Raw genomic sequence first — 21,447 nt, 5'->3', positions numbered from 1 at the left:
TTAGGCCTGCGGGATTTTTGTATTTACCAGAAGATTCAGTAGCGCAGACATCAGTTCTGTGTTAAGCGCAGACATATAGGAGCCCCTTTCCTTATCTAAGGAGCTAACCGTTTACACAACATGATTTACACGATCCGCCTGCAGGGCGATTTGCACAGCGTTATGATACAAGTTAAAACTTGTATGGTTGTATTCTGATTGAAAAGCGAAAAAACAAGGGTGTGAAGTAAAAATAGACAAAAAATGTGTGAATTATCATTTAAAAACAAGCGCTTATTTGTGAATATAACAATAAAATTGAAAAATAGAAGCAATTTTAGTATGGGAATTTAAAAATAAAGTACAACTTATTGCGGAAAATCCTGAGAATAAGCTTGTACAATTCAACTATATGCTTTATGCTAAGAACAGCAGATTTGTACGAAATGTTCACAAGGAGGACAGAGATGAAGAAAATCTTCAGGAAATGGATCGCGGCGACGAGCTGTGCCGCAATGCTCACGACGGGGCTCGCAGCCTGCGGCAATGCGGGAAACACAGGCAATGCAGACAGCACGGCGGCGGCGTCGACGAGCGGCGGCGCCGAGACGAAGGCGCTAGAGGATAAGGACATCAAGATCGGCGTTTCGATCTGGTCGTCCACCGATGTGCTCGGCTCGCAGTGCAAGCTGATCCTCGACGAGGCGGCGAAGGCGCTCGGCGTGCAGGTGCAGTATGTAGATCAGGGGCATGTCTCCGAGAAGGTGACGGCATCCGTAGAGCAGCTCGCAGCGGCAGGCTGTCAGGGCATCGTGATCTGCAACTCCTCCGATACGGAGATGACCTCCGCGATCAAGACCGCCAATGACAACAAGGTCTATCTCGCGCAGTTCTTCCGTGTGATCAGCGAGCAGAACAACCCGGATATCTACAAGATGGCGACGGACTCCCCCTACTACATTGGCGCGGTGCATGAGAATGAGCCGGAGAACGGAGAGAAGCTGGTCAACATCCTGCTCGACAAGGGTGACAGAAATATCGGCCTGATCGGCTGGGAGCAGGGCGATGCGACCTGGCTCGGCAGATGGGAAGGCTATAAGGCGGGCGTGGAGAAGTGGAACAAGGAGCATCCGGACGATCCGGCGAAGCTCTCCGAGCCACAGTATGCAGGCACTTCCTCGGAGGGCGGCTCCAAGGCGGCAGAGGCGCTGATGTCCGCGGACCCGACGCTGGATGCGCTGATTCCGGCAGGCGGCGGCGGAGATCCGCTGCAGGGCGCGATTGCCGCAGTGGAGAGAGCAGGCAAGACGCAGGAGATCGACATTGTTTCCACCGACTTCCTTCCGGATCTCGGGGAGAGACTGGAAAACGGCTCCATGGCAGGCGAGTCCGGCGGACATTACTGCGACCCGCTGATCGCGTTCATGCTGGTCTACAATGCAATCAAGGGGAACTACAGCGGCTTCGAGGGCAGGTTTGAGGATGTGCCCTTCCCGTATCTCTATGTTTCCTCCGCAGACGACTACAAGGCGTATGAGAAGTATTTCGTCGATCAGCTTCCGTTCACGGATGAGGAGCTGGTAGAGATGTCGAAGCTGGATCTCGCGGGTCTCAAGGACGCTGCGGCGAAGATCTCCATCGAGGATGCCGAGGCGAGACTGTCAAAGTAAGCGTGTTTCCATTTCTTTCGAGACCGGTGCCACTGCCGGTCTCGGTTTTCAAATTCGGGGGCTACGATATGAATTCCACATTGACTGCGGCGGAAAGAAAGAGGCTTTCGGGAAGCGTCAGAGGATATCTGATACTCTGCTTTCTGGTGTTTGCTTCCTGGCTGATCTTCAAGATCCTGACACCGCATAACTTCGGTTCCTTTCAGAATATGCTGAGCTACTTTCAGGCGAGCCTGATCGCGACCGTCGGGGCGGTCGGCTTCTATTTCGTGATGGTCATGGGGATGTTCGACTTCTCCATCGGCGCAAATATCATGCTTTCCGCGATCGTCGGCTGCGTCTTCGCGAACCGCTTCGGGCTGGGTTACCTCGGTCTGATCCTCGGCTGCATCCTGACCGGTGCGATCGTCGGCTTCCTGAACGGCTTCTTCTATGTGAAGCTCCGGATCCCGTCGATGATCGTAACGACGGGGCTGGCGCTGATCTACGAGGCGGTGGCGAACTATATCGCGGGCGGCGTGGAGCAGACGCTCCCGTCGAACCTGCGCGCCTTCGGACAGATGCCAGGCAATATCATCCTCGCGGTGCTCGCCTTCTGTGCAGCGTACCTGCTTCTGAACTATACGAAGATCGGCACCTATACCTATGCGATCGGCTCCAATGAGTTCGTGGCGAAGAATATGGGAATCCATGTGGATAAGTACAAGGTCATCGCCTTCGTTCTGAGCGGCGCCTTCCTCGGTGTGATGGGGATCCTCACGATCGGCTACGGCTCCTCCATGGTTGCGGTCACCGGCATGGCCTCCATGAGCCGGAACTTCGTCCCGACGATGGGCTGCTTCTTCGGGCTCGCCTTCAAGAAGTACGGGATGCCCCTGCAGGCGATCATCATCGGAGAATTCGTTATAAATATTATTTTCTTCGGCTTCATTGCGCTCGGCGCGCCGACCGCAATTCAGGATGTGATCACCGGACTTGCGCTTCTCATCATTATCACCTTGACCACGAAGGTCGGGAAGGGCGAGATCGTCAAGTAGGCAGGGGGAGAATATGAGTAAAGTAAGATTAGAGATTCGAAATCTCTGCAAATCCTTCGGGATCACGAGGGCGGTGCAGAATGTGTCCTTTCAGATCAATAAGGGAGAGGTGCACGCGCTGATCGGAGAGAACGGCTCCGGCAAGTCGACCCTCACCAATATGCTGACCGGGATCTATACGATCGATTCCGGAGAATTTCTTCTCGACGGGAAGCCGATCCGCCCGAGGAATCAGGTGGAGGCAAACAACGAGGGCGTGTCGATCATCGTGCAGGAACTGGGGACGCTGTCGGGGCTCACGGTGGCGGAGAATATCTTCCTCGGGCATGAGGAGCAGTTTGTCCGCTTCGGCGTGAAGAATACGCAGCGCATGAACCGGCGCGCAGGGGAGCTGCTCCGGCAGTACGGCTTCGACCGGATCCGCCCATCCGACATGATCGACGACTATAATTTCGAGGACCGGAAGCTGGTGGAGATCGTCAAGGCGACCTATTTCGAGCCGAAGATCGTCGTGATCGACGAGACGACGACGGCGCTGTCACAGGAGGGGAGAGAGGAGCTCTACAAGCAGATGGAGCGGATCCGGCAGAGCGGCAACACCGTGATCTTCATTTCCCATGATCTGCCGGAGGTGCTGGAGAAGTCGGATACGATCACCATTCTTCGGGACGGGGTGTATATCGACACGGTGAAGAGCGCGGAGGTAACAGAGGATGATCTGAAGCGACTGATGGTCGGGAGAGAGGTGACGGGGGAATATTACCGCTCCGACTACGGCGAGCCGGTTTCTCCGGAGGTCGTGCTCTCGGCGGAGCACCTCACGGTGCCGGGCAGGCTCCGGGACGTGAGCTTCGCGCTGCACCGCGGCGAGATTCTCGGCTTCGGCGGGCTGTCCGAGTCCGGGATGCATGAGATCGGCAGGGCGGTCTTCGGCGCCTCCTTCGACCGCGAGGGCAGCGTGAGACTCTCGGACGGGACGGAGATCAACGATATCCCGACAGCGATCCGCCACAGCATCGCCTATACCTCGAAGGATCGGGACAATGAGTCGGTGGTGATGAACCAGAGCATCGGGGACAATATCTGCCTCCCCTCGCTGGATGCGCTTTCTGTGAGGGGCGTGCTTTTCGACCGGAAGCTCCGTCAATTCGCGGACAAATTCGCGAAGAAGATGTCGGTCAAGATGGTAAACGTCGACCAGTTCGTGTCGGAGCTCTCCGGCGGCAACAAGCAGAAGGTCGTGCTGGCACGCTGGATCGGCAGGGACTCGGATATCGTCGTACTGGACAGCCCGACGCGCGGCATCGACATCAAGGTGAAGCAGGACATTTACCAGCTGATGAACGAGATGCGCAGGAAGGGCAAGTCCATCATTATGATCTCGGAGGAGCTGATGGAGCTGATCGGGATGTGCGACCGCGTCATCATTATGAAGAATGGCACGATCAGCGGCGAGCTCGGAAGAGCACGGGAAATGGATGAGAACAGTCTCATTACCATGATGGTTTAGGCGGGGAGGGACTATGGCTACGCAGAATAAAACACAACTGAGCAGGGAGGAGCAGCTCGCGGGACTCAGGAGGATGCGTCTTCTTCGCGCGTTCCTTCCGATCGCGGGACTGGTGCTGATCTTCCTCCTGTTCAATATCCTGACAAACTGGAGGATGATCGGGAATCTGCCGCTCGTTCTCTCGCAGGTTTATGTAACGATGATCGCTGCGACGGGCGTCTTCTTCATTATGACGATGGGAGGACTGGATTTCTCGCAGGGCTCCATCCTTGGCATCGCGTCCATCGTAGTCTGCATGGTTTCCAAGATCAGCATCCCGCTGTCCATCCTCGCGGGAATCGCCGCGGGAGCAGCGATCGGCGCGATCAACGGCTACTTCTATGTGAACCGCAGGATCAAGTCCTTTATCGTGACGATCTGCACGATGTTCCTCTTTCGGGGCTTCATCAAGTATCTCACGACCAATGCGCCGGTGGCAGGCTCCGCGCTGCTGATCAATTTCGACAGCACGGGACTGAAGCTCGGCGCGGCGCTGCTCGTGCTCGCCGTTGCCTATTTCTTCTTCCGCTTCACGAAGTTCGGCACCTATCTGAAGGCGATCGGCGCGGGGGAGCAGGCGGCGAAGTTCTCCGGCATCCGCACGGACCGGATGAAGTTCTGGGTTTATGTGCTTTCAGGCGCGATCACCGGCTTTGCGGCATTTATCAATGTCGTCAAGGTCGGCTCCGTGACCTCCTCCGGCGGGAACCAGCTGGAGACGCAGATCCTGATTGCCCTCGTCCTCGGCGGAATGCCAATTTCCGGCGGCGCGAAGGTACGCTTCGAGAATATCGTGGTCGGCTCCCTGCTCTATATCGTACTGAACAGCGGCCTGACAATGATGGGCTTCTCGACCCAGATGATGCAGCTGATCCAGGGCGTGATCTTCCTTGTATTCGTGGCGGTATTTGCGGACAGACAGTCGCTGAAGGTCATAAAGTGATGGCGGAGGGAAACGATCGCTTAAAATATATCCGCATCTATAACTGGGGCAGGAGCCTGATCGTCAGCGGGGTGCTGAAGACGGGCGACCGCTTCCTGTCGGAGCATGTCCTGGAGAAGAAGTTCGGCTATTCCCGGCAGACGGTGCGGGCGGCGCTGGAGCTTCTGGAGCAGGAGGGGCTCGTGCAGAGGGTGCGCGGCAGCGGCACCTACGTTGCCTACGAGAACGGAGACAGCGTGGCAGAGGAGCCGCACATCGGACTGATCCTGAGCTATTTCGCGGATTATCTCTTTCCGGAGGTCTATGCCGGCATCGAGTCGGTGATGAAGGAGAGGGGCATCAAGATCGACGTGGCGGTGACGAAGAACCGGCTGAATGACGAGGCACTCTATCTGGAGAGCTTCCTCCGCGCCGGGGTCAAGGGGCTGATTATCGAGGGGACGCGTTCCAGCTTTCCGAATCCGCATCTCCGTCTCTATGAGGAGCTCCGGCGCCGGAATGTCCCGACACTCTTCATCCACAATCATTATTCCAATATCGCCTTCGACAGCGTGGAGATGGAGGATGCGAAGTGCAGCTATATGCTGACGGCGGAGCTGATCCGCTGCGGGCATCGGAAGATCGGCGGTGTCTTCAAGTATGACGACCGGCAGGGGATAGAGCGCTATCACGGCTTCCTCGACTGTCTCGCGGATCACGGGCTCACGCTCGATGACGATGCGGTTCGCTGGTATTCGACGAAGGATATGGAGTACAAATTCTCGAAGAAGAGCCTGCAAAACCTCTTCCGGAGGAGCCGGGACTGCACGGCGATGGTGCTCTACAACGACGAGGTCGCCGTGAAGTACATGGAATTCGTGCGGGAGCGGGGGATACGGGTGCCGGAGGACGTGTCGATCGTTTCCTTCGATGATGCCCGCCTGCTTTCGGAAAACGATATCCGACTGCTCTCGGCAATCCATCCGAAGTTTGAGCTGGGGCGGCTGACGGCACGAAACCTCCTCCGGATGATGGGGGATAAGGACTGGCAGAGCCGGAGCTATTCCTACCGCTTCCCAGTGCTCCTGAACAGGGGGGATTCGGTCGCCGTGCGTGGAGAGCAGGGATGAGGGAGGATCACACAGTGCATCCGCACTGTTTCGCGGATACCTGCTGCCCTGTGCGGTGCAGGAGCATTTTGTTAGGGAAACATTGATGAAATATAATATTTCACAAAGCGCCCATAGGGGCATAAAGGAGAAGAGATGAGCAAGCTGTATTTCATTGTAGGATCGCAGGATCTGTACGGAGAGGAGTGTCTTCTTAAGGTGCGGAGAGACGCAGAGGAAATGACGGCATTTCTTCGGGAGAGGCTGAAGGATATCGCAGAGCTCGAGCTGCTGCCGACGGTAGAGACCTCGGAGCTCTGCATTCAGGATATGAGAAGGGCGCAGATGGACGATGACTGCGTGGGCGTCGTCACCTGGATGCATACCTTCTCTCCGGCGAAGATGTGGATCAAGGGTCTGCAGGAGCTCCGGAAGCCGCTGCTCCACCTGCATACGCAGGCGAACAGGGAGCTGCCGTATGATAAGATCGATATGGATTTCATGAACCTGAACCAGTCGGCGCACGGGGATCGGGAGTATGGCTTCATCGTGGCGCGGATGGGTATCCCGCATGAGGTCGCCGCAGGCTATTATCAGAATGAGAGCGTCGTCGGCCAGCTCCGGCGGTTCGCGGAGGTGGCGAAGGCGATCTCCTATTCGAGACAGCTTCGCGTCGCCTCCTTCGGCAACAATATGCGTGAGGTTGCGGTGACGGACGGCGACCGTGTGGAGAGCCAGATCCGCTACGGCTGGGAGTGCAACTACTTTGCCCTCGGCGACCTCGTGCAGCGGATCGATGCCGTGACGGAGGCAGAGATTGACGCGAAGATGGCAGAGTATCAGAGCCGCTACACGATGAAGACCGACCGCATCGAATCGGTGCGGGAGCAGGCGCGGTATGAGATCGGGCTCGAGAGCTTCCTCTCGGAGCATCGGATCGGCGCTTTCGCGGATACCTTCCAGGATCTCTACGGGCTCAGGCAACTTCCGGGGCTTGCAGTGCAGAGCCTGATGGGGAAGGGCATCGGCTTCGGTCCGGAGGGAGACTACAAGATTGCGGCGCTCGGCGCTGTCATGATGAAGCTGGCGGAGGGAAGAGACGGCGCGACCGGCTTCATCGAGGACTATACCTATGACCTCACCGAGGGAGAGGAGCTGGAGCTCGCCTCCCATATGCTGGAGGTTCCGCCCGCCTTCGCCGCGACGAAGCCGGAGATCGACGTGCTGCCGCTCGGCATCGGCGGCAAGGAGGATCCTGCAAGACTGATCTTCGACGGCGTGACCGGAGAGGGCATTCAGCTCACGATGGTGGATATGGGGGATCATTTCCGTCTGATCTGTGCGGATATAGAGCTCGTGAAGCAGCCGAAGCCGATGCCGCTTCTCCCGGTGGCACGGATCATGTACCGCCACAAGCCGAACTTCGCGATCGGCACGGCGGCATGGTGCTATGCCGGCGGCGCGCATCATTCCATCGTCTCCACCGCGCTGACACGGAAGGATATCGCGATGTTCGCGCGTCTCACCGGTACGGAGCTGATTACGATCGGGGACGACACCACGGAAGCGGATTTACAGAGATTCTTCACGAAGCGCTGACGTGCTCTCGTCGAAACGGTTACATAAAACCGGAATTTGGGACTTGGCAGGATTAGGAAGGGAGGGGAAAATATGCTGGAGGAGCTGAAGCGGCAGGTCTATGAGGCGAATATGCTGCTTCCGGAGTATCATCTGGTGACCTTTACCTGGGGAAATGTCTCCGGGATCGACCGGGAGCAGGGGCTTTTCGTCATCAAACCGAGCGGCGTAGAGTATGAGAGACTGCGCCCGGAGGACATGGTGGTGCTGGATCTCACGGGCAGGCAGGTGGAGGGGGTGCTCCGCCCCTCCTCGGACACGAAGACGCACCTGGAGCTCTACCGCGCTTTTCCGGAGCTGGGCGGGATCGTTCATACTCACTCGCCCCATGCGGTTGCCTTCGCGCAGGCAGGGGAGGACATTCCCTGTATGGGGACGACGCACTGTGACTACTTTTACGGAGACATCCCCTGCGTCCGGCATCTGACAGAGGAGGAGATCGCAGAGGACTATGAGCGGAATACGGGGCTCGGCATCGTAGAGCATTTCCGCAGAAATGCGATCAGTCCGGTCTATGTTCCGGGCTGTGTATGCCGGAGCCACGGACCCTTCGCATGGGGGACGGACTGCTTCCAGGCAGTACACAACGCGGCGGTGATGGAGGAGGTCGCCAGAATGGACATCTATACACGGCTCGTCAATCCGAATGCGGGAAATGCACCGAAGCACTATCTCGAGAAGCATTTCTCGAGAAAGCACGGGCCGAATGCCTACTATGGGCAGAGATAGGAGGGAGAAATGGAGAAAAGACAGTGCATCGAGAGCGGCAGTACCTGCCTCGGCATCGAGCTTGGCTCGACGCGGATCAAGGCGGTACTGATCGATCGGAGCGGGAAGGTGCTGGCGGTCGGCTTCCATGACTGGGAGAATTCCCTGCTCGACGGGATCTGGACCTATTCGCTGGAGGAGATCCACGCCGGTCTTCGAGCCTGCTACCGTTCTCTGAAGGAGGCAGTAGAGAAGGAGTACGGGTGCAGGCTCCGGACGGTCGGCGCGATGGGGATCAGCGCCATGATGCACGGCTATATGGCATTCGATAAGGAGGGGACGCTGCTCAGCCCCTTCCAGACCTGGCGGAACAGCAACACGGAGGAAGCAGCGGATCGCCTGACCGCGCTTTTCCGGTTCAATATCCCGCTGCGCTGGACGATTGCGCACCTTTACCAGTGCGTGCTGGACAAAGAGGAACATCTCCGGCAGCTTTCCTTCGTGACGACGCTTGCCTCCTACATCCATTTCCTTCTGACGGGCGTGAAGTGCAGCGGCATCGGCGACGCGGCAGGGATCTTCCCGATCGATTCCGGAGCGCTGGACTATGATGCGCGGATGGTTTCGCAGTTTGACGGGCTGCTCTCGGATCGCGGCTATGGCTGGACGCTTCGGGATGTGCTCCCGCAGGTGCTTACGGCGGGGACGGAGGCAGGGAAGCTGAGCGAAGCGGGCGCGGCATTCCTCGATCCGGAGGGGGAGCTCCGGCCGGGGATCCCGTTCTGTCCGCCGGAGGGAGACGCGGGCACCGGCATGGTGGCGACCAACGCGGTCGCACCGGCGACCGGAAACGTGTCTGCGGGCACCTCGACCTTCGCGATGCTGGTGCTTTCGCGGGGGCTCTCGAAGCTCTACCGCGAGATCGACATGGTGACGACGCCGGACGGCTACCCGGTCGCGATGGCGCATGCGAACAACGGCACCTCCGATCTGAACGCATGGGTGGGGCTGTTCCGGGAGTGTCTCACGCTCTTCGGCGTGCAGGCAGACAGCACGGAGCTCTACGGAAGGCTGTACCGGCATTCCTTGGAGGGGGATAAGGACTGCGGAGCGCTGCTCCCCTATGGCTACTATTCCGGCGAGGGGATCACGCATCTCAATGAGGGCAGGCCGCTCTTCGTGCGAAAGCCGGACAGCGCGTTCACGCTCTCCAATTTCATGCGCGCCCACCTGTACAGTTCGCTCGGCGCGGTGAAGCTGGGGCTGGACATCCTCTTAAAGGAGGAGAAGCTCCCGGTGAAGAAGCTGACGGGGCATGGCGGGCTCTTCAAGACCAAGGGCGTCATGCAGAGATATCTCGCGGCGGCGGCGAACGCGCCGGTGACGGTGATGGAGACCGCCAGCGAGGGAGGCCCGTGGGGCATGGCGCTTCTCGCGGCATATCTGCTCTATGGAAAGGAGAGGGCGAGTCTCTCCGACTATCTCGAGCAGGAAATCTTCAGGAACCGTGTCGGGGTCACTGAACAGCCCGACCCGCAGGATACAGCAGGATTCGAACGCTTCATGGAGGACTACAGGGCAGGACTGGAGATCGAAAGAGCGGCGACAGGCTGGAAATAATAGGGGAAAACAGTGTAGAATAAACGGTGTGGAAGATAGACGGTGAAGAACCCATCCGGCGGACGGGGAGCTTAACCATAAAACAGCACAGCAGAATGGAGGGAAAGATGAAATTTTTCATTGACACAGCGAATGTAGACGAGATCAGAGAAGCGTGGAACATGGGCATCATCTCCGGCGTGACGACCAATCCGTCCCTGATCGCCAAGGAGGGCAGGGACTACATGGAAACGCTGAAGGAAATCACCGATATCGTGGACGGGCCGATCTCCGGCGAGGTCAAGGCGAGCACGATCAGTGCGGAGGGCATGATTTCGGAGGGCAGAGAGATCGCGAGGCTCCACCCGAATATGGTGGTGAAGATCCCCATGACGGAGGAGGGACTCAAGGCGGTCAAGGCGCTTTCTATGGAGGGTATCCGTACCAATGTGACGCTGATTTTCTCCGCGACGCAGGCGCTCCTCGCAGCACGCGCCGGGGCAAGCTATGTATCTCCCTTCCTCGGCAGGCTGGATGATATCTCCACGGACGGCATCGCGCTGATCTCTGATATCATGGAGATCTTCGACATGTACCCGGACATCGAGACCGAGGTGATCTGCGCTTCCGTCCGGCATCCGATGCACGTTCTGGAATGTGCGAAGACCGGCGCGCATATCTCCACCGTTCCCTACAAGGTGCTCCTCCAGATGACGAAGCACCCGCTCACCGACATCGGCATCGAGAAATTCAAAAAGGACTACGAAGCCGTTTTTTCAGCGTAGCAGTTTCCATCAGGAAACATCATCAAAAATCCCAAGCCCGCGGAAGCGGGCTTTTTCAGGATAGAGAGCATGAAGATCAAGACACTGCAACAGAAGCTCAGCCTCTTCGCCATCGTGCAGGGGATCCCGCTGCTGCTCTTCTCCTGCTACCTGATCTATGCCCTCGTCAGCTACAGCCATGCCTATGACAGCATCGTCAGCCGCATGACGGTGGCAAACAGCTATAACCTGAACTTCAAGGAGGAGCTGGACGAGAGCATCTATAAGCGCGTGGTCAGCGGAAGAGCGGCAGAGCCGGGTAATCCGGAGGATCAGCGTCCCTATGTGCTGATCGCCGGACTGCGGGAGGACTTCGCCCGTCTGAACCGACTTTCCATCGACGCGAAGAGCAAGAATTGGCTGAATATCCTGCTCCGGAACCTCGACACGCTGGAGGATCGCATTTCGGATATCGAGAAAAATCTCACGGAGGACGGACATTATGATGAAAATATCGAGATGCTGGACAACAACATCTATATCCTCACGGAGCTGATCCAGGACGATATCCAATACTATATTTACTTTCAGGCAAAAAATATCGAGCTGCTGAAGCAGGAGCTGAACCGGCAGGTCATGCTCTTTCTCCGTGTGATGGCAGGCTCCCTTCTGTGCATCACTTTGCTTGCCATGCTCGCGCTCCGGCGGCTCGGACAGGGGATTACCGTACCGATCGCGGAGCTTGGAACGGTGGCGCAGCGGATCGCGATGGGCGATTTCTCCGCGCGGAGCGGGAGTCTCGGAGAGGATGAGATCGGCGCGCTCGGGGATCGGGTCAACGATATGGCGGCGCACCTCGAGCTCATGGTGCGGCAGATCAAGGAGGATGAGAAACGGATGCGCCATGCGGAGCTTCGGCTCCTGCAGGAGCAGATCAATCCGCATTTTCTCTACAATACACTCGATACCATTATCTGGCTGATCGAGGGACGGAGAGAGGAGGTGGCGGAGGACGTCGTCGTGGCACTCTCGGATTATTTTCGTCTGGTGCTGAGCCATGGCAGGGAATTCATCACGCTCCGGGATGAGGAGAAGCATATCCTAAGCTATTTGCAGATCCAGAGAGTGCGCTACCGGGATATCCTGAGCTTCGAATGTGAAATTGAGCCGGAGCTCTACAGCTGCAGGGTGCTGAAAATGACGCTGCAGCCCGTCGTGGAGAACGCGCTCTACCATGGCATCAAGTATAAGCGCGGACGGGGGCTGATCCGGATCGTCGGCAGGAGGGCGGGAGACGAGCTGCAGCTGCTCGTGCAGGACGACGGCATCGGGATGAAGGAAGCGGAGCTTATGCGGCTCCGGGAGGAAATCCAGCGTCCCTGCCGGGAAACAGAGCGCGGCTTCGGACTGGCGAACGTGAACGAGCGGATCCGCATGAATTTCGGAGAACGTTACGGGCTCTCTGTCGATTCGGAGGAGGGGCGCGGCACGGAGGTGCGGATCTGTATGCCGGCGGAGCCATTTAGGGAGGAATGCTGAAATGAAAAGGAGAATCCGAAGAAGTCTCTGCTTTCTTGCCTTGCTCTGTCTGCTGCTATGCTCTGCCTGTGCGCCGTTTTGTGTGACGCTGCCCTCGGATACAGCGGATACGGGAGAGTATCTCTCGCCGGAGGAGCTTCGCGGGGATCTGGTCAGCGTCGGCTTCTCCCAGCTCGGGAGTGAGTCGCTCTGGCGGCGGGCGAATACAGAATCCGTAGAGCAGGCGCTCCGGGAGGAGAACGGCTATTTCCTGCTTTTTCACAATGCGCGGCAGAAGCAGGAGAACCAGATCAAAGCGATCCGGAGCTTTATTTCGCAGAATGTCGACTGCATCGTCTTCTCCCCGATCACAGAGGAGGGCTGGACGACGGTGCTGGAGGAGGCGCGAAAGGCGGAAATCCCCGTAATTCTGCTGGATCGCTCCATTGACAGGAGAGATGAGGCACTCTACACCAGCTTCGTCGGAGAGGATATGGAGCAGGAGGGGAGGAATGCCGGACTCTGGCTGGAGAGCTACACTCGCGGGCGGGGAATGGAGGAGCAGGAGCTTCGGATTGCCGTGCTGCGGGGAACACGTGGCTCCAGCGCGCAGCGGGGGCGCAGCATGGGCTTCGACCGCATTCTGGAGAAGCATCCGAACTGGCATATCGTGCAGCAGGCGGACGGCGACTTCACTACTGCGAAGGCGAAGGAGGCAATGCAGGACATCCTCCGCTCCGGTGTTCCCTTCGATGTGCTGCTTTCACAGAATGATGACATGACCTTCGGCGCGCTGGAGGCGCTCTCCGAGGCGGGGATTCCCACCGGAGAGGACGGCATTGCCGTCATTTCCTTCGACGCCTGCAAACAGGCGCTGAAGCTGGTCGAGCAGGGTGTCATCAATGTCGATATCGAGTGCAACCCGGAGAGCGGTGAGCTGCTCGCCTCAGTCATTGCACGCATTATGCGCGGGGAAGAGGTAGAGAAGGCATACTATATGGAGGATCGGGTCTTCACGAAGGACAATGTGCGGGAGGTCATCGGGAATCGAGGCTATTGAGAGCGGGAGAGAATATGCTGAAAATTTTCATTGTGGAGGACGAGAGCGTCATCCGGGATGGGCTTCGGGACAATATTCCCTGGCAGGACTACGGCTATGAGCTGGTCGGAGAGGCATCGGACGGGGAGATGGCGCTTCCGATGATACGGAAAAGCTGCCCTGACCTGTTGCTGACCGATATCAAGATGCCGTTCATGGACGGGCTGACCCTCTGCCACATCCTCGGACAGGAGTTTCCGAGGATGAAGCTGGTAGTGATGAGCGGCTATGACGACTTCGAGTACGCGCGGCGGGCGATCCATGAGGGTGTTGTGCAGTACATGCTGAAGCCGATTACCCGGCGGAGCCTCCGGCAGATGCTCGACGAGATTCGGGAGCGGATCGAGCGGGAACAGCAGAAGCAGAGCTATCAGGAGCGCTTTCAGCGGGAAAACCGTGAGTATGAGCGCTTTCAGCGCAGGGAGTATTTCGAGAAGCTTTTCTCCGCGCAGCTCTCCGTGGAGAAGATGTATGAGGAGGCGGGGCGGCTCTCTCTGGATGTGAGCGGCCCCTGCTACAATCTCATCCTGTTCAGCCTTTCCGAGCAGAAGAATACGGGGGAGAGGGGACGGGAACGCTTCCTTTCGGCGGAGGGGGAGCTGATCCGCTTCTTTCTCCGTTTTCCGGAGTACATCCTCTCGAAGTGGAATCTGAATTCCTACTGCGTGATCGTGAAGGGAGAGGCGGAGATTGTCTCGCTCTATACGGAGAAGGGGATGGAGCGGATCCGGGAGATATGCGAAGCGGGGCAGGAGCTGCAATGGTACGCGGCGGCAGGGAAAATGACGGAGCGCTTCAGCGCGCTGTCGGACTGCTTTCATGCGCTGAACCGCGTCTTCGCGACTCGCTTCTTCCGGACGGAGCAGCATATCCTGACGGAGGAACAGCTGGAATGCTTCCGGCCGGCATCGGAGCAGGAGGCGCTGTCCGGGATGAAGCCGCAGGACTTCGATACGGCGGCAGTGCAGGAATTTCTGGAGAACGGAGAGGCGGAGGAGGCGGCGGACTTCGTGCGGAGCTATCTCAGGAGTCTGGAGAAGCTCCTGCAGTCGAGGATGCTTCGGGACTATATCGTACTCGGTATCCGCTTCGCCGTGCTTCGCTATATAGAGCGGCTGGGGGTGAGCCAGACAGACTTCACGGGGGCGCTTCGCTGCGGGCTGCAGGATTTCGAGAAGGGGGAGGAGGCGCTCCGGGACTATGTGGAGGAGCTGCTGACGCATGCCGTCGAGGTGCGGGAGCGTCTGCGGCAGAAGGAGAATACGAGGTTTTTAAAGCAGGCGCTCGCCTATATGGAGCTGCATTTCACCGAGGAGGGACTGTCTCTGCATTCCGTGGCGGAGCACTGCGGGGTCAGTGGCAGCTATCTGAGCACGGCTTTCAGCCGCGAGATGGGAGAGACCTTCGTGGAATATGTGACCCGGAGGCGGATGGAGCTCGCGAAGCGGCTGCTCCGGGAGGAGCGGCTCCATACTGCGGAATGCGCGGCGAGAGTGGGATATCGGGATCCGCACTATTTCAGCTTCGTTTTCCGGAGGACGCAGGGAATGTCTGCGAGGGACTACCGCAGCAGCACGGTATCATAATGGGAGAGCTCCCAATGCAGGAGGGCAGGCGGCGGCGTCTGTCCTCCTGTTTTTTGCAGCATCCAGTCTGCGGCTGCCTCTCCGGGACCGGGAGAGTGCAGACCATAGGAGGAGAAGCGGAATTCGCCGAGCATACTGAGATAGCTCTCGTCGAAGCTGAGCAGGGAGAGCTCTGCGGGGACTGCGATTCGAAGCGCGGCGCAGAGCTCCATAACCTGCTGTGCGATCCGGTCGGAGCCGCAGAGGAGAGCGGAATTCGCCGGCGGCGTCTGCAGGAAGTGCCGGATCTGACGCCGCATCTCTTCGGACGGCAGATCCGCAGACAGAAGCAGCAGGAAATCCCCGGAGAAGGGGAGCCCCTCCTCCCGCAGTACGCGGAGAAAAGCGGAGAGCCGCAGGGCTTCCTCGGGGATATCGCTATGAAAGATCCCGATCAGCCTCTTCGGATGGCTTCTCCGCAGGAGCTGTACCGCCTGCCGCACGCCTCCGTATTCATCAGGGGAAAGGCTCGGAAAGGGGAAATTTTCGTAGCCGCGGTGCAGAAAGAGAATCGGCGTGCCGGCATGAGAGAGACGTTCATAGAGGTCGAGATTCGGATTTTCCAGGAGCCGGAAGGCGTGAGAAAAAATTCCGCGGAAGCCGCCGCCGAGACAATGCGTAGAGAGAATTCTCCGCTCCTCGAAGAAATCCGCCCGGGTATCGAAGACCTCGAGCCGGAAGCCCCGCTGCCGGAGATTGTCCCGAAGCGCATGAACGAGCGCCGGATGGGTATAGTCGTCCGGCTGCTCCAGCAGCAGCGCGATCCGGTTTTCCCGTTCTGTCGGAGAGAGCCCGCTGAGGAAGCAGCCGCTGCCCTGAATGCGGCGGAGATAGCCCTTCTCCGAGAGCGCCTGCAGGGCGGCGCGCACGGTTCGCCGGCTGCACCGGTAGCGAAGCGTCAGCTCTCGCTCCGTCGGGAAGCGATAGCGCCCCTGCTGAAGATTTTTAGAAATTTCCGCAGTAAGCTCGGAAAGCAGTCGTTCTGTTTTGTTCATTTCGGAAAGCGCGCCGGATATTTTTCCCTCCACGGTACGGGCGGAGTCAAAATTTGTGAGTTTTTCGGGAAAAACAGAGAGCGGAGGCGGTGAAAAATCGAAAAATATCGCGGCAATTTTCTGATAATCATAAATTTTTCACCCCGAAGCTCTCATAATTGAAATATTTGTATCTTATTTTAACATATGACTATCAAATTGTATCGTCAAAACAAATAAAAAATAGTTGGAAACAGAGAATGAAATAGAAAAAACTGTGGAAAAAAGGCAGAATAGAGACAGAAAATACAGAAAAGAGAAGAGGAATTCTCTTACAGATGGAGGGAAAAATGAAAAGAAGACTTATGACAGGCTTTATGGCGGCAGCACTCGCGGGGACGGTGCTGGCGGGCTGCGGCGGCACGAAGTCCGCGGAGACGGACGCTGTAACAGAGGCGGTGAAGACCGAGGGAGCGAAGACGGCGGAAGCGACAGAGAAGACAGAGGAGAAGACGGCGGACGGTGCGATGATTACGGTAGGCTTCGCGCAGGTAGGGCATGAGTCGGACTGGAGAACCGCCTCTACGAATTCCGTACAGGCGGCACTCTCCAGGGAAAACGGCATCGACCTGCAGTTTGTGGACTGCGATAACGATTCCGCGGCGCAGCTCGAGGCAGTTCGCAACTTCATCCAGCAGGGGGTGGATTACATCGTGATCGACCCGATCATTTCGACCGGCTGGGACATCGTTCTCACCGAGGCGGACGATGCCGGTATTCCGGTGATCGTCATCGACCGAACCATCGACGACTCTGATAAATATGTGTCATGGGTCGGTTCGGAATTCACGAACGAGGGACTTGCGGCAGGGGCATGGCTTGAGGCATACGCGGAGAAGAACGGGGTTTCCGAGCTGAATATATTGGAGATCACCGGCACGACCGGCTCCTCTGCGGAGATCGGACGGACGAGCGGCTTCCATAAGTATATCGAGAAGAACGGCTGGAACCTGCTGGATTCCCAGACCGGCGACTTCACGCAGGAGGGCGGGCAGTCTGTCATGGAGTCCTATTGCAAGTCCTATGAGGGCAAGTTCAATGTCGTGATTTGCCAGAACGACAACGAGGCATTCGGTGCCATCGACGCCATGACCGCGGCAGGCGTGAAATTCGGAGTCGGCGGCGATGTGATCCTGATTTCCTTTGACGCCTGCACCGCCGGACTCACGGATGTGCTTGCCGGGAAGATCAATGCGGACTTCCAGTGCAACCCCCTGCAGGGACCGGATTGCCTGAATATCATCAAGAAGCTGGAGGCAGGGGAAAAGGTAGAGAAGAAGACCTTCATGGCAGAGCCGTGGTATGTGGCGGAGGAGGGTCTCAGTGAGATCAGCTATACCAACAATGCCGGTAAGGCGGTTACAGAGCCGCTCGTGCCGGTGGATCAGGCTGTCGTAGACGCCGCATATTGATCCGCGGCGGAGACGGAGGAGGAGCGGGGCGGCGAAAGCCGCCCCCATTTAGGGAAGCGGAACGCCCATTGGCACAAGAATCAGGAAGAAACCGATATTTCCTTAGGATAAGGCAGATGGCAGCGGAAAGGAAAGCGCTTATGGAGGAACATGTAATCATTGAAATGCGGAATATCCGGAAAACCTTCCCCGGGGTCGTTGCGCTGGACAATGCGCAGCTTACCATCCGGGAGGGCGAGATCCATGCGCTGATGGGAGAGAACGGAGCAGGAAAGTCCACCATCATCAAGTGCCTGACCGGAGTCTATGAGAGGGATGCCGGAGAGGTGTATATGAAGGGCGTGGACGGAAATATCCGGAACCATTCTACGATGGATGCACAGCGGATCGGTATCGCGACGGTCTATCAGGAGGTTAACCTCTGTCCGAATCTGAGTGTCGCGGAGAACCTGTTCCTCGGGAGAGCGCCGCGGACGAGGCTCGGCGGCATCGACTGGAGAGAAATGAACCGCCGCGCGCAGGGGCTCATGGACAATCTGCAGCTCCCGTTGGATGTGACGAAGAACCTTGAGAATTACTCGCTCGCGATCCGGCAGATGGTGGCGATCGCCAGAGCGGTCAATATGGACTGCCGGGTGCTCATCCTGGATGAGCCGACCTCCAGTCTCGACGACAAGGAGGTGGAGAAGCTGTTCGGTCTGATGCGCTCCCTTCGGGAGAGAGGCGTGGGGATACTCTTTGTGACACACTTCCTCGAGCAGGTTTATGCGGTCTGTGACAGGATCACGGTCATGCGGAACGGGAGCTTCGTCGGAGATTATACTGTAGCGGAGCTGCCGAGGGTGAAGCTCGTTGCGGCGATGCTCGGCAAGGACTTCGACGATCTCGCTGCGATCAGGAAGGAGGGGGACGATGCGAAGAGGGGCGAGCTGCTGCTCTCCGCGGAGGGGCTGTCTCACAGGGGGACGATCAAGCCCTTTCATTTCGAGATTCACAGAGGAGAGGTCGTGGGGATCACCGGACTGCTCGGCAGCGGGAGATCTGAACTGGTGCGCTGCATCTACGGCGCGGACAGGGCACAGAGCGGCAGGCTCACGATGAAGGGAAAGGTGCTTCATATCTCGGCGCCGATCGATTCTATCCGCGCGGGTATGGCATATCTGCCGGATGACAGAAAGTCGGACGGCTGCATCGGAGGTCTCTCCGTCCGGGAAAACATCATTCTCGCTTTGCAGGCGAGAAAGGGAATTTTCCGGCAGATTCCGAGAGCGGAGCAGAATGCGATCGCCGACAAGTATATCGAGATGCTTCACATCAAGACTGCTTCCCGCGAGACGCCGATCGCGCAGCTCTCCGGCGGGAACCAGCAGAAGGCGATCCTCGCACGCTGGCTCTGCACGGAGCCGGAGCTGCTGATTCTGGACGAGCCGACGCGGGGCATCGACATCGGAACCAAGACGGAGTTTCAGCGGCTGATTCTGCAATTTGCGGGAGAGGGCATGAGCATCATTTTCATTTCCTCCGAGATCGAGGAGATGCTCCGTACCTGCTCACGGATGTGTGTGATGCGAGACGGAGAAAAGATCGGAGAGATCAGTGCGGCGGAGGCGGAGATGACACAGGAGACGATTATGAACGCAATTGCGGGAGGTGCAGTGCATGAAGCTTAGAAATATCACGAAGCAGCAGCTCTTCCTTCCGTTCTTTATGATGGTGCTCGTGCTGCTGGTAAACCTCCTGAAGAGTCCGGATTTTTTCGCGATCCACATGCAGAACGGCGTACTTTACGGGCGGCTGATCGATGTGCTGAACCGAGGCTCGGAGATCGCGATCCTCGCGGTGGGACAGACGCTGGTCGTCGCGGTTTCCGCCGGAACGGATATTTCCGTCGGCTCGGTGATGAGTCTCGCTGCCTGCGGGAGCTGTATGCTGCTCGCCGGTTACGGGGTCAACAGTGCGACAGCGCTTCAGGTGCCGCTCTTTCTCGGGCTGCTCTTCGGCATCCTGCTCGGCGCGCTCTGCGGCGCATTCAACGGCTTCCTCGTATCGAGGCTTCGTATCCAGCCGATGGTGGCGACGCTGATCCTCTTCACGGCAGCGCGGGCAATCGGTCTTCTGCTCTGCAACAATCAGATCACCTATATCCGCTATGAGCCGTATAGGTATTTCGGGAATTTCATTCCGGGCTGCCCCGTGCCGACGGCGATCTTCATTACGATATTCGTGATCGCTGCGGTCGCGCTGCTGCTCCGGAGGACGGCGATGGGGTTATATATCCAGTCTGTCGGGATCAATGCGAGGGCGGCGCGTATCAGCGGGATTAGCTCGGAGGCGGTCTGCTTCCTCTGCTATCTGCTCTGCGGCATCTGCGCGGGGATCGCAGGTCTCGTTGCCTCCTCCCGGATCTATTCGGCGGATTCCAACAACATCGGGCTCAACTACGAGCTGGATGCGATTCTGGCGGTAGCACTCGGCGGGAACAGTCTGGGCGGCGGCCGCTTCAATATGGCGGGCTCCGTCATCGGAGCCTACACGATTCAGGCGATCACGACGACGCTGCTCGCTATGGGGGTCTCCACCGATCAGGCGCCGGTGGTGAAGGCGCTGATCGTGGTGCTGATCGTCGTGATTCAGGCACCGGTCTTCCGGGGCTGGCTGGAGCGGCGGGAGCTTCGCCGAGGGAAGGGAAAGGAGACGGTATATGCTTAGGAAATTTCTGAAAAGGCAGAATGGCAGCACTCTGCTCCTCTACATCACGATACTGCTATTTCTCCTGCTGTATCTCGCAGGCTGCATCCTCTACGGGGCGAAGGGCTTCATACACTTCCAGACCTTTCTGAATCTGCTGATTACCAATGCGGGGCTCCTCTGTGTCGCCGCGGGCATGACCTTAGTCATGCTGACCGGCGGAATCGATATCTCGGTCGGCTCGCTGATCGCGATGGACTGCATGATCCTTGCCTATGGCATGGGCGTGAGGGGACTGCCCTGCATTCCGCTGATCCTGCTGATCCTCGGCATCGGCATCGTCTTTGGCGCGGTACAGGGCTTCCTGATCGGCTATATGAAGATCCAGCCCTTCATCATCACGATGGCGGGGATGTTCTTCGCACGGGGGATGACGGCGGTAATCTGCACGGATCAGATCTCCATTACGGAGGAGAGCAACCGCTTCTTCTACCTGCTTGCCAACTGGAAGCTGCAGCTCCCGGCGTTTCTCGGCTATGTAAATAAGAAGGGAAAGCTGCAGGCACCCTTCATCCGGGCCTCCGTGCTGATCGCCCTCCTCGTCCTGCTCGCGGTTTATCTGCTGCTCCGCTATACGCGCTTCGGACGTGCGCTCTACGCGGTGGGCGGCAGTGAGCAGTCGGCGGAAATGATGGGGCTTAACGTGCGCTGGGTGAAGCTGCGCGCCTATGTTCTTTCCTCCTTCCTCTGCTCGATCGGCGGGATCTGCTACTGCCTGAATACGATGTCCGGCTCGGTGCAGCAGGCACGCGGCTTCGAGATGAGCGCAATCGCCTCCTCTGTCATCGGCGGGACGCTCCTGACCGGCGGTGTCGGCAATGTCGTCGGCTCCTTCTTCGGGGTGCTCATCAACGGGACGATCAGCACGCTCGTAACCACGAACGGCAAGCTTCTCTCCAGCTGGGCGAATATCGCGACTGCGGCGCTGCTCTGCTTCTTCATCATTTTGCAAAGCGTATTTGCATATTGGAAGAACCAAGCGAGGTGAGGCGGAGGACATTGTATACAATAACCTCGAAGTATGGAAACATAGAAA

The 21,447-nt window shown here is 58.0% G+C and carries 17 protein-coding genes; 16 read left to right on the top strand and 1 reads right to left on the bottom strand.

What is annotated here, in order from left to right; genetic code table 11:
• Positions 1–446: 446 nt before the first annotated feature.
• The 12 genes from HW273_RS08080 (at position 447) to HW273_RS08025 (ending at position 15,178) form a co-directional block, all read left to right on the top strand.
• Positions 447–1,649 carry a sugar ABC transporter substrate-binding protein gene (locus HW273_RS08080; protein ID WP_179011325.1) on the top strand — a complete coding sequence of 401 codons (1,203 nt, stop codon included), beginning with the start codon at positions 447–449 and terminating at the stop codon, positions 1,647–1,649.
• Positions 1,650–1,717: 68 nt separating this feature from the next.
• A complete protein-coding gene (locus HW273_RS08075; RefSeq protein WP_179011322.1) occupies positions 1,718–2,686 on the top strand; it encodes an ABC transporter permease in 969 nt (322 codons plus the stop codon).
• Between the two features lie 13 nt (positions 2,687–2,699).
• On the top strand, positions 2,700–4,196 hold the full coding sequence (locus HW273_RS08070) for a sugar ABC transporter ATP-binding protein (protein ID WP_179011320.1): 1,497 nt from the start codon (positions 2,700–2,702) through the stop codon (positions 4,194–4,196).
• Positions 4,197–4,269: 73 nt separating this feature from the next.
• Positions 4,270–5,178, top strand: coding sequence for an ABC transporter permease (locus HW273_RS08065; protein ID WP_442950861.1), 909 nt, complete (start codon positions 4,270–4,272; stop codon positions 5,176–5,178).
• On the top strand, positions 5,178–6,287 hold the full coding sequence (locus HW273_RS08060) for a GntR family transcriptional regulator (RefSeq protein ID WP_179011314.1): 1,110 nt from the start codon (positions 5,178–5,180) through the stop codon (positions 6,285–6,287). The genes HW273_RS08065 and HW273_RS08060 overlap by 1 nt, the downstream gene beginning before the upstream one ends.
• 135 nt (positions 6,288–6,422) lie before the next feature.
• Positions 6,423–7,865, top strand: coding sequence for an L-arabinose isomerase (gene araA / locus HW273_RS08055; RefSeq protein ID WP_179011312.1), 1,443 nt, complete (start codon positions 6,423–6,425; stop codon positions 7,863–7,865).
• A gap of 72 nt (positions 7,866–7,937) precedes the next feature.
• Positions 7,938–8,633 carry an L-ribulose-5-phosphate 4-epimerase gene (locus HW273_RS08050; RefSeq protein WP_279287579.1) on the top strand — a complete coding sequence of 232 codons (696 nt, stop codon included), beginning with the start codon at positions 7,938–7,940 and terminating at the stop codon, positions 8,631–8,633.
• Between the two features lie 9 nt (positions 8,634–8,642).
• Complete coding sequence (locus tag HW273_RS08045; protein ID WP_179011310.1) at positions 8,643–10,232, top strand: xylulokinase; 1,590 nt, start codon at positions 8,643–8,645, stop codon at positions 10,230–10,232.
• Between the two features lie 107 nt (positions 10,233–10,339).
• Positions 10,340–10,996, top strand: coding sequence for a fructose-6-phosphate aldolase (gene fsa / locus HW273_RS08040; RefSeq protein ID WP_179011308.1), 657 nt, complete (start codon positions 10,340–10,342; stop codon positions 10,994–10,996).
• A 69-nt stretch (positions 10,997–11,065) separates the two neighbouring features.
• Complete coding sequence (locus tag HW273_RS08035; RefSeq protein WP_179011306.1) at positions 11,066–12,514, top strand: sensor histidine kinase; 1,449 nt, start codon at positions 11,066–11,068, stop codon at positions 12,512–12,514.
• Position 12,515: 1 nt separating this feature from the next.
• Positions 12,516–13,553 carry an ABC transporter substrate-binding protein gene (locus tag HW273_RS08030; protein ID WP_179011304.1) on the top strand — a complete coding sequence of 346 codons (1,038 nt, stop codon included), beginning with the start codon at positions 12,516–12,518 and terminating at the stop codon, positions 13,551–13,553.
• Between the two features lie 14 nt (positions 13,554–13,567).
• Positions 13,568–15,178: a response regulator gene (locus tag HW273_RS08025; protein ID WP_179011302.1), complete on the top strand. Its 1,611-nt coding sequence runs from the start codon at positions 13,568–13,570 to the stop codon at positions 15,176–15,178.
• Here HW273_RS08025 and HW273_RS08020 read toward each other — a convergent pair.
• Positions 15,154–16,212: a substrate-binding domain-containing protein gene (locus HW273_RS08020; RefSeq protein ID WP_179011300.1), complete on the bottom strand. Its 1,059-nt coding sequence runs from the start codon at positions 16,210–16,212 to the stop codon at positions 15,154–15,156. The genes HW273_RS08025 and HW273_RS08020 overlap by 25 nt on opposite strands.
• 329 nt (positions 16,213–16,541) lie before the next feature.
• On the opposite strand from HW273_RS08020, the gene HW273_RS08015 reads away from it, so the two are divergent.
• From HW273_RS08015 to HW273_RS08000, 4 genes are all read left to right on the top strand, one after another.
• On the top strand, positions 16,542–17,663 hold the full coding sequence (locus HW273_RS08015) for an ABC transporter substrate-binding protein (protein ID WP_179011298.1): 1,122 nt from the start codon (positions 16,542–16,544) through the stop codon (positions 17,661–17,663).
• A 140-nt stretch (positions 17,664–17,803) separates the two neighbouring features.
• Positions 17,804–19,333 (top strand): sugar ABC transporter ATP-binding protein, encoded by a 1,530-nt coding sequence (locus HW273_RS08010; RefSeq protein ID WP_179011296.1) that lies wholly within the window; start codon positions 17,804–17,806, stop codon positions 19,331–19,333.
• Positions 19,323–20,372, top strand: coding sequence for an ABC transporter permease (locus HW273_RS08005; RefSeq protein ID WP_179011294.1), 1,050 nt, complete (start codon positions 19,323–19,325; stop codon positions 20,370–20,372). Before HW273_RS08010 ends, HW273_RS08005 begins: the two co-directional genes overlap by 11 nt.
• Entirely contained in the window at positions 20,365–21,399 is a 1,035-nt protein-coding gene (locus HW273_RS08000) for an ABC transporter permease subunit (protein ID WP_179011292.1), read from the top strand. Before HW273_RS08005 ends, HW273_RS08000 begins: the two co-directional genes overlap by 8 nt.
• Positions 21,400–21,447 lie beyond the last annotated feature (48 nt).

Source organism: Oribacterium sp. oral taxon 102 (assembly GCF_013394775.1).
GTDB lineage: Bacteria > Bacillota > Clostridia > Lachnospirales > Lachnospiraceae > Oribacterium.
Note: the sequence above shows the minus strand (reverse complement) of the source record. Positions and strands in the feature narration are given on the sequence as shown.

What these genes read in the sequence shown, in the direction of transcription:
- HW273_RS08030 (WP_179011304.1), top strand. Translation starts at nt 12,516, where the DNA reads ATGAAAAGGAGAATCCGAAGAAGTCTCTGCTTTCTTGCCTTGCTCTGT.
- HW273_RS08080 (WP_179011325.1), top strand. Translation starts at nt 447, where the DNA reads ATGAAGAAAATCTTCAGGAAATGGATCGCGGCGACGAGCTGTGCCGCA.
- araA (WP_179011312.1), top strand. Translation starts at nt 6,423, where the DNA reads ATGAGCAAGCTGTATTTCATTGTAGGATCGCAGGATCTGTACGGAGAG.
- HW273_RS08060 (WP_179011314.1), top strand. Translation starts at nt 5,178, where the DNA reads ATGGCGGAGGGAAACGATCGCTTAAAATATATCCGCATCTATAACTGG.
- HW273_RS08045 (WP_179011310.1), top strand. Translation starts at nt 8,643, where the DNA reads ATGGAGAAAAGACAGTGCATCGAGAGCGGCAGTACCTGCCTCGGCATC.
- fsa (WP_179011308.1), top strand. Translation starts at nt 10,340, where the DNA reads ATGAAATTTTTCATTGACACAGCGAATGTAGACGAGATCAGAGAAGCG.
- HW273_RS08050 (WP_279287579.1), top strand. Translation starts at nt 7,938, where the DNA reads ATGCTGGAGGAGCTGAAGCGGCAGGTCTATGAGGCGAATATGCTGCTT.
- HW273_RS08065 (WP_442950861.1), top strand. Translation starts at nt 4,270, where the DNA reads ATGCGTCTTCTTCGCGCGTTCCTTCCGATCGCGGGACTGGTGCTGATC.
- HW273_RS08005 (WP_179011294.1), top strand. Translation starts at nt 19,323, where the DNA reads ATGAAGCTTAGAAATATCACGAAGCAGCAGCTCTTCCTTCCGTTCTTT.
- HW273_RS08025 (WP_179011302.1), top strand. Translation starts at nt 13,568, where the DNA reads ATGCTGAAAATTTTCATTGTGGAGGACGAGAGCGTCATCCGGGATGGG.
- HW273_RS08010 (WP_179011296.1), top strand. Translation starts at nt 17,804, where the DNA reads ATGGAGGAACATGTAATCATTGAAATGCGGAATATCCGGAAAACCTTC.
- HW273_RS08020 (WP_179011300.1), bottom strand. Translation starts at nt 16,212, where the DNA reads ATGAACAAAACAGAACGACTGCTTTCCGAGCTTACTGCGGAAATTTCT.
- HW273_RS08015 (WP_179011298.1), top strand. Translation starts at nt 16,542, where the DNA reads ATGAAAAGAAGACTTATGACAGGCTTTATGGCGGCAGCACTCGCGGGG.
- HW273_RS08035 (WP_179011306.1), top strand. Translation starts at nt 11,066, where the DNA reads ATGAAGATCAAGACACTGCAACAGAAGCTCAGCCTCTTCGCCATCGTG.
- HW273_RS08075 (WP_179011322.1), top strand. Translation starts at nt 1,718, where the DNA reads ATGAATTCCACATTGACTGCGGCGGAAAGAAAGAGGCTTTCGGGAAGC.
- HW273_RS08000 (WP_179011292.1), top strand. Translation starts at nt 20,365, where the DNA reads ATGCTTAGGAAATTTCTGAAAAGGCAGAATGGCAGCACTCTGCTCCTC.
- HW273_RS08070 (WP_179011320.1), top strand. Translation starts at nt 2,700, where the DNA reads ATGAGTAAAGTAAGATTAGAGATTCGAAATCTCTGCAAATCCTTCGGG.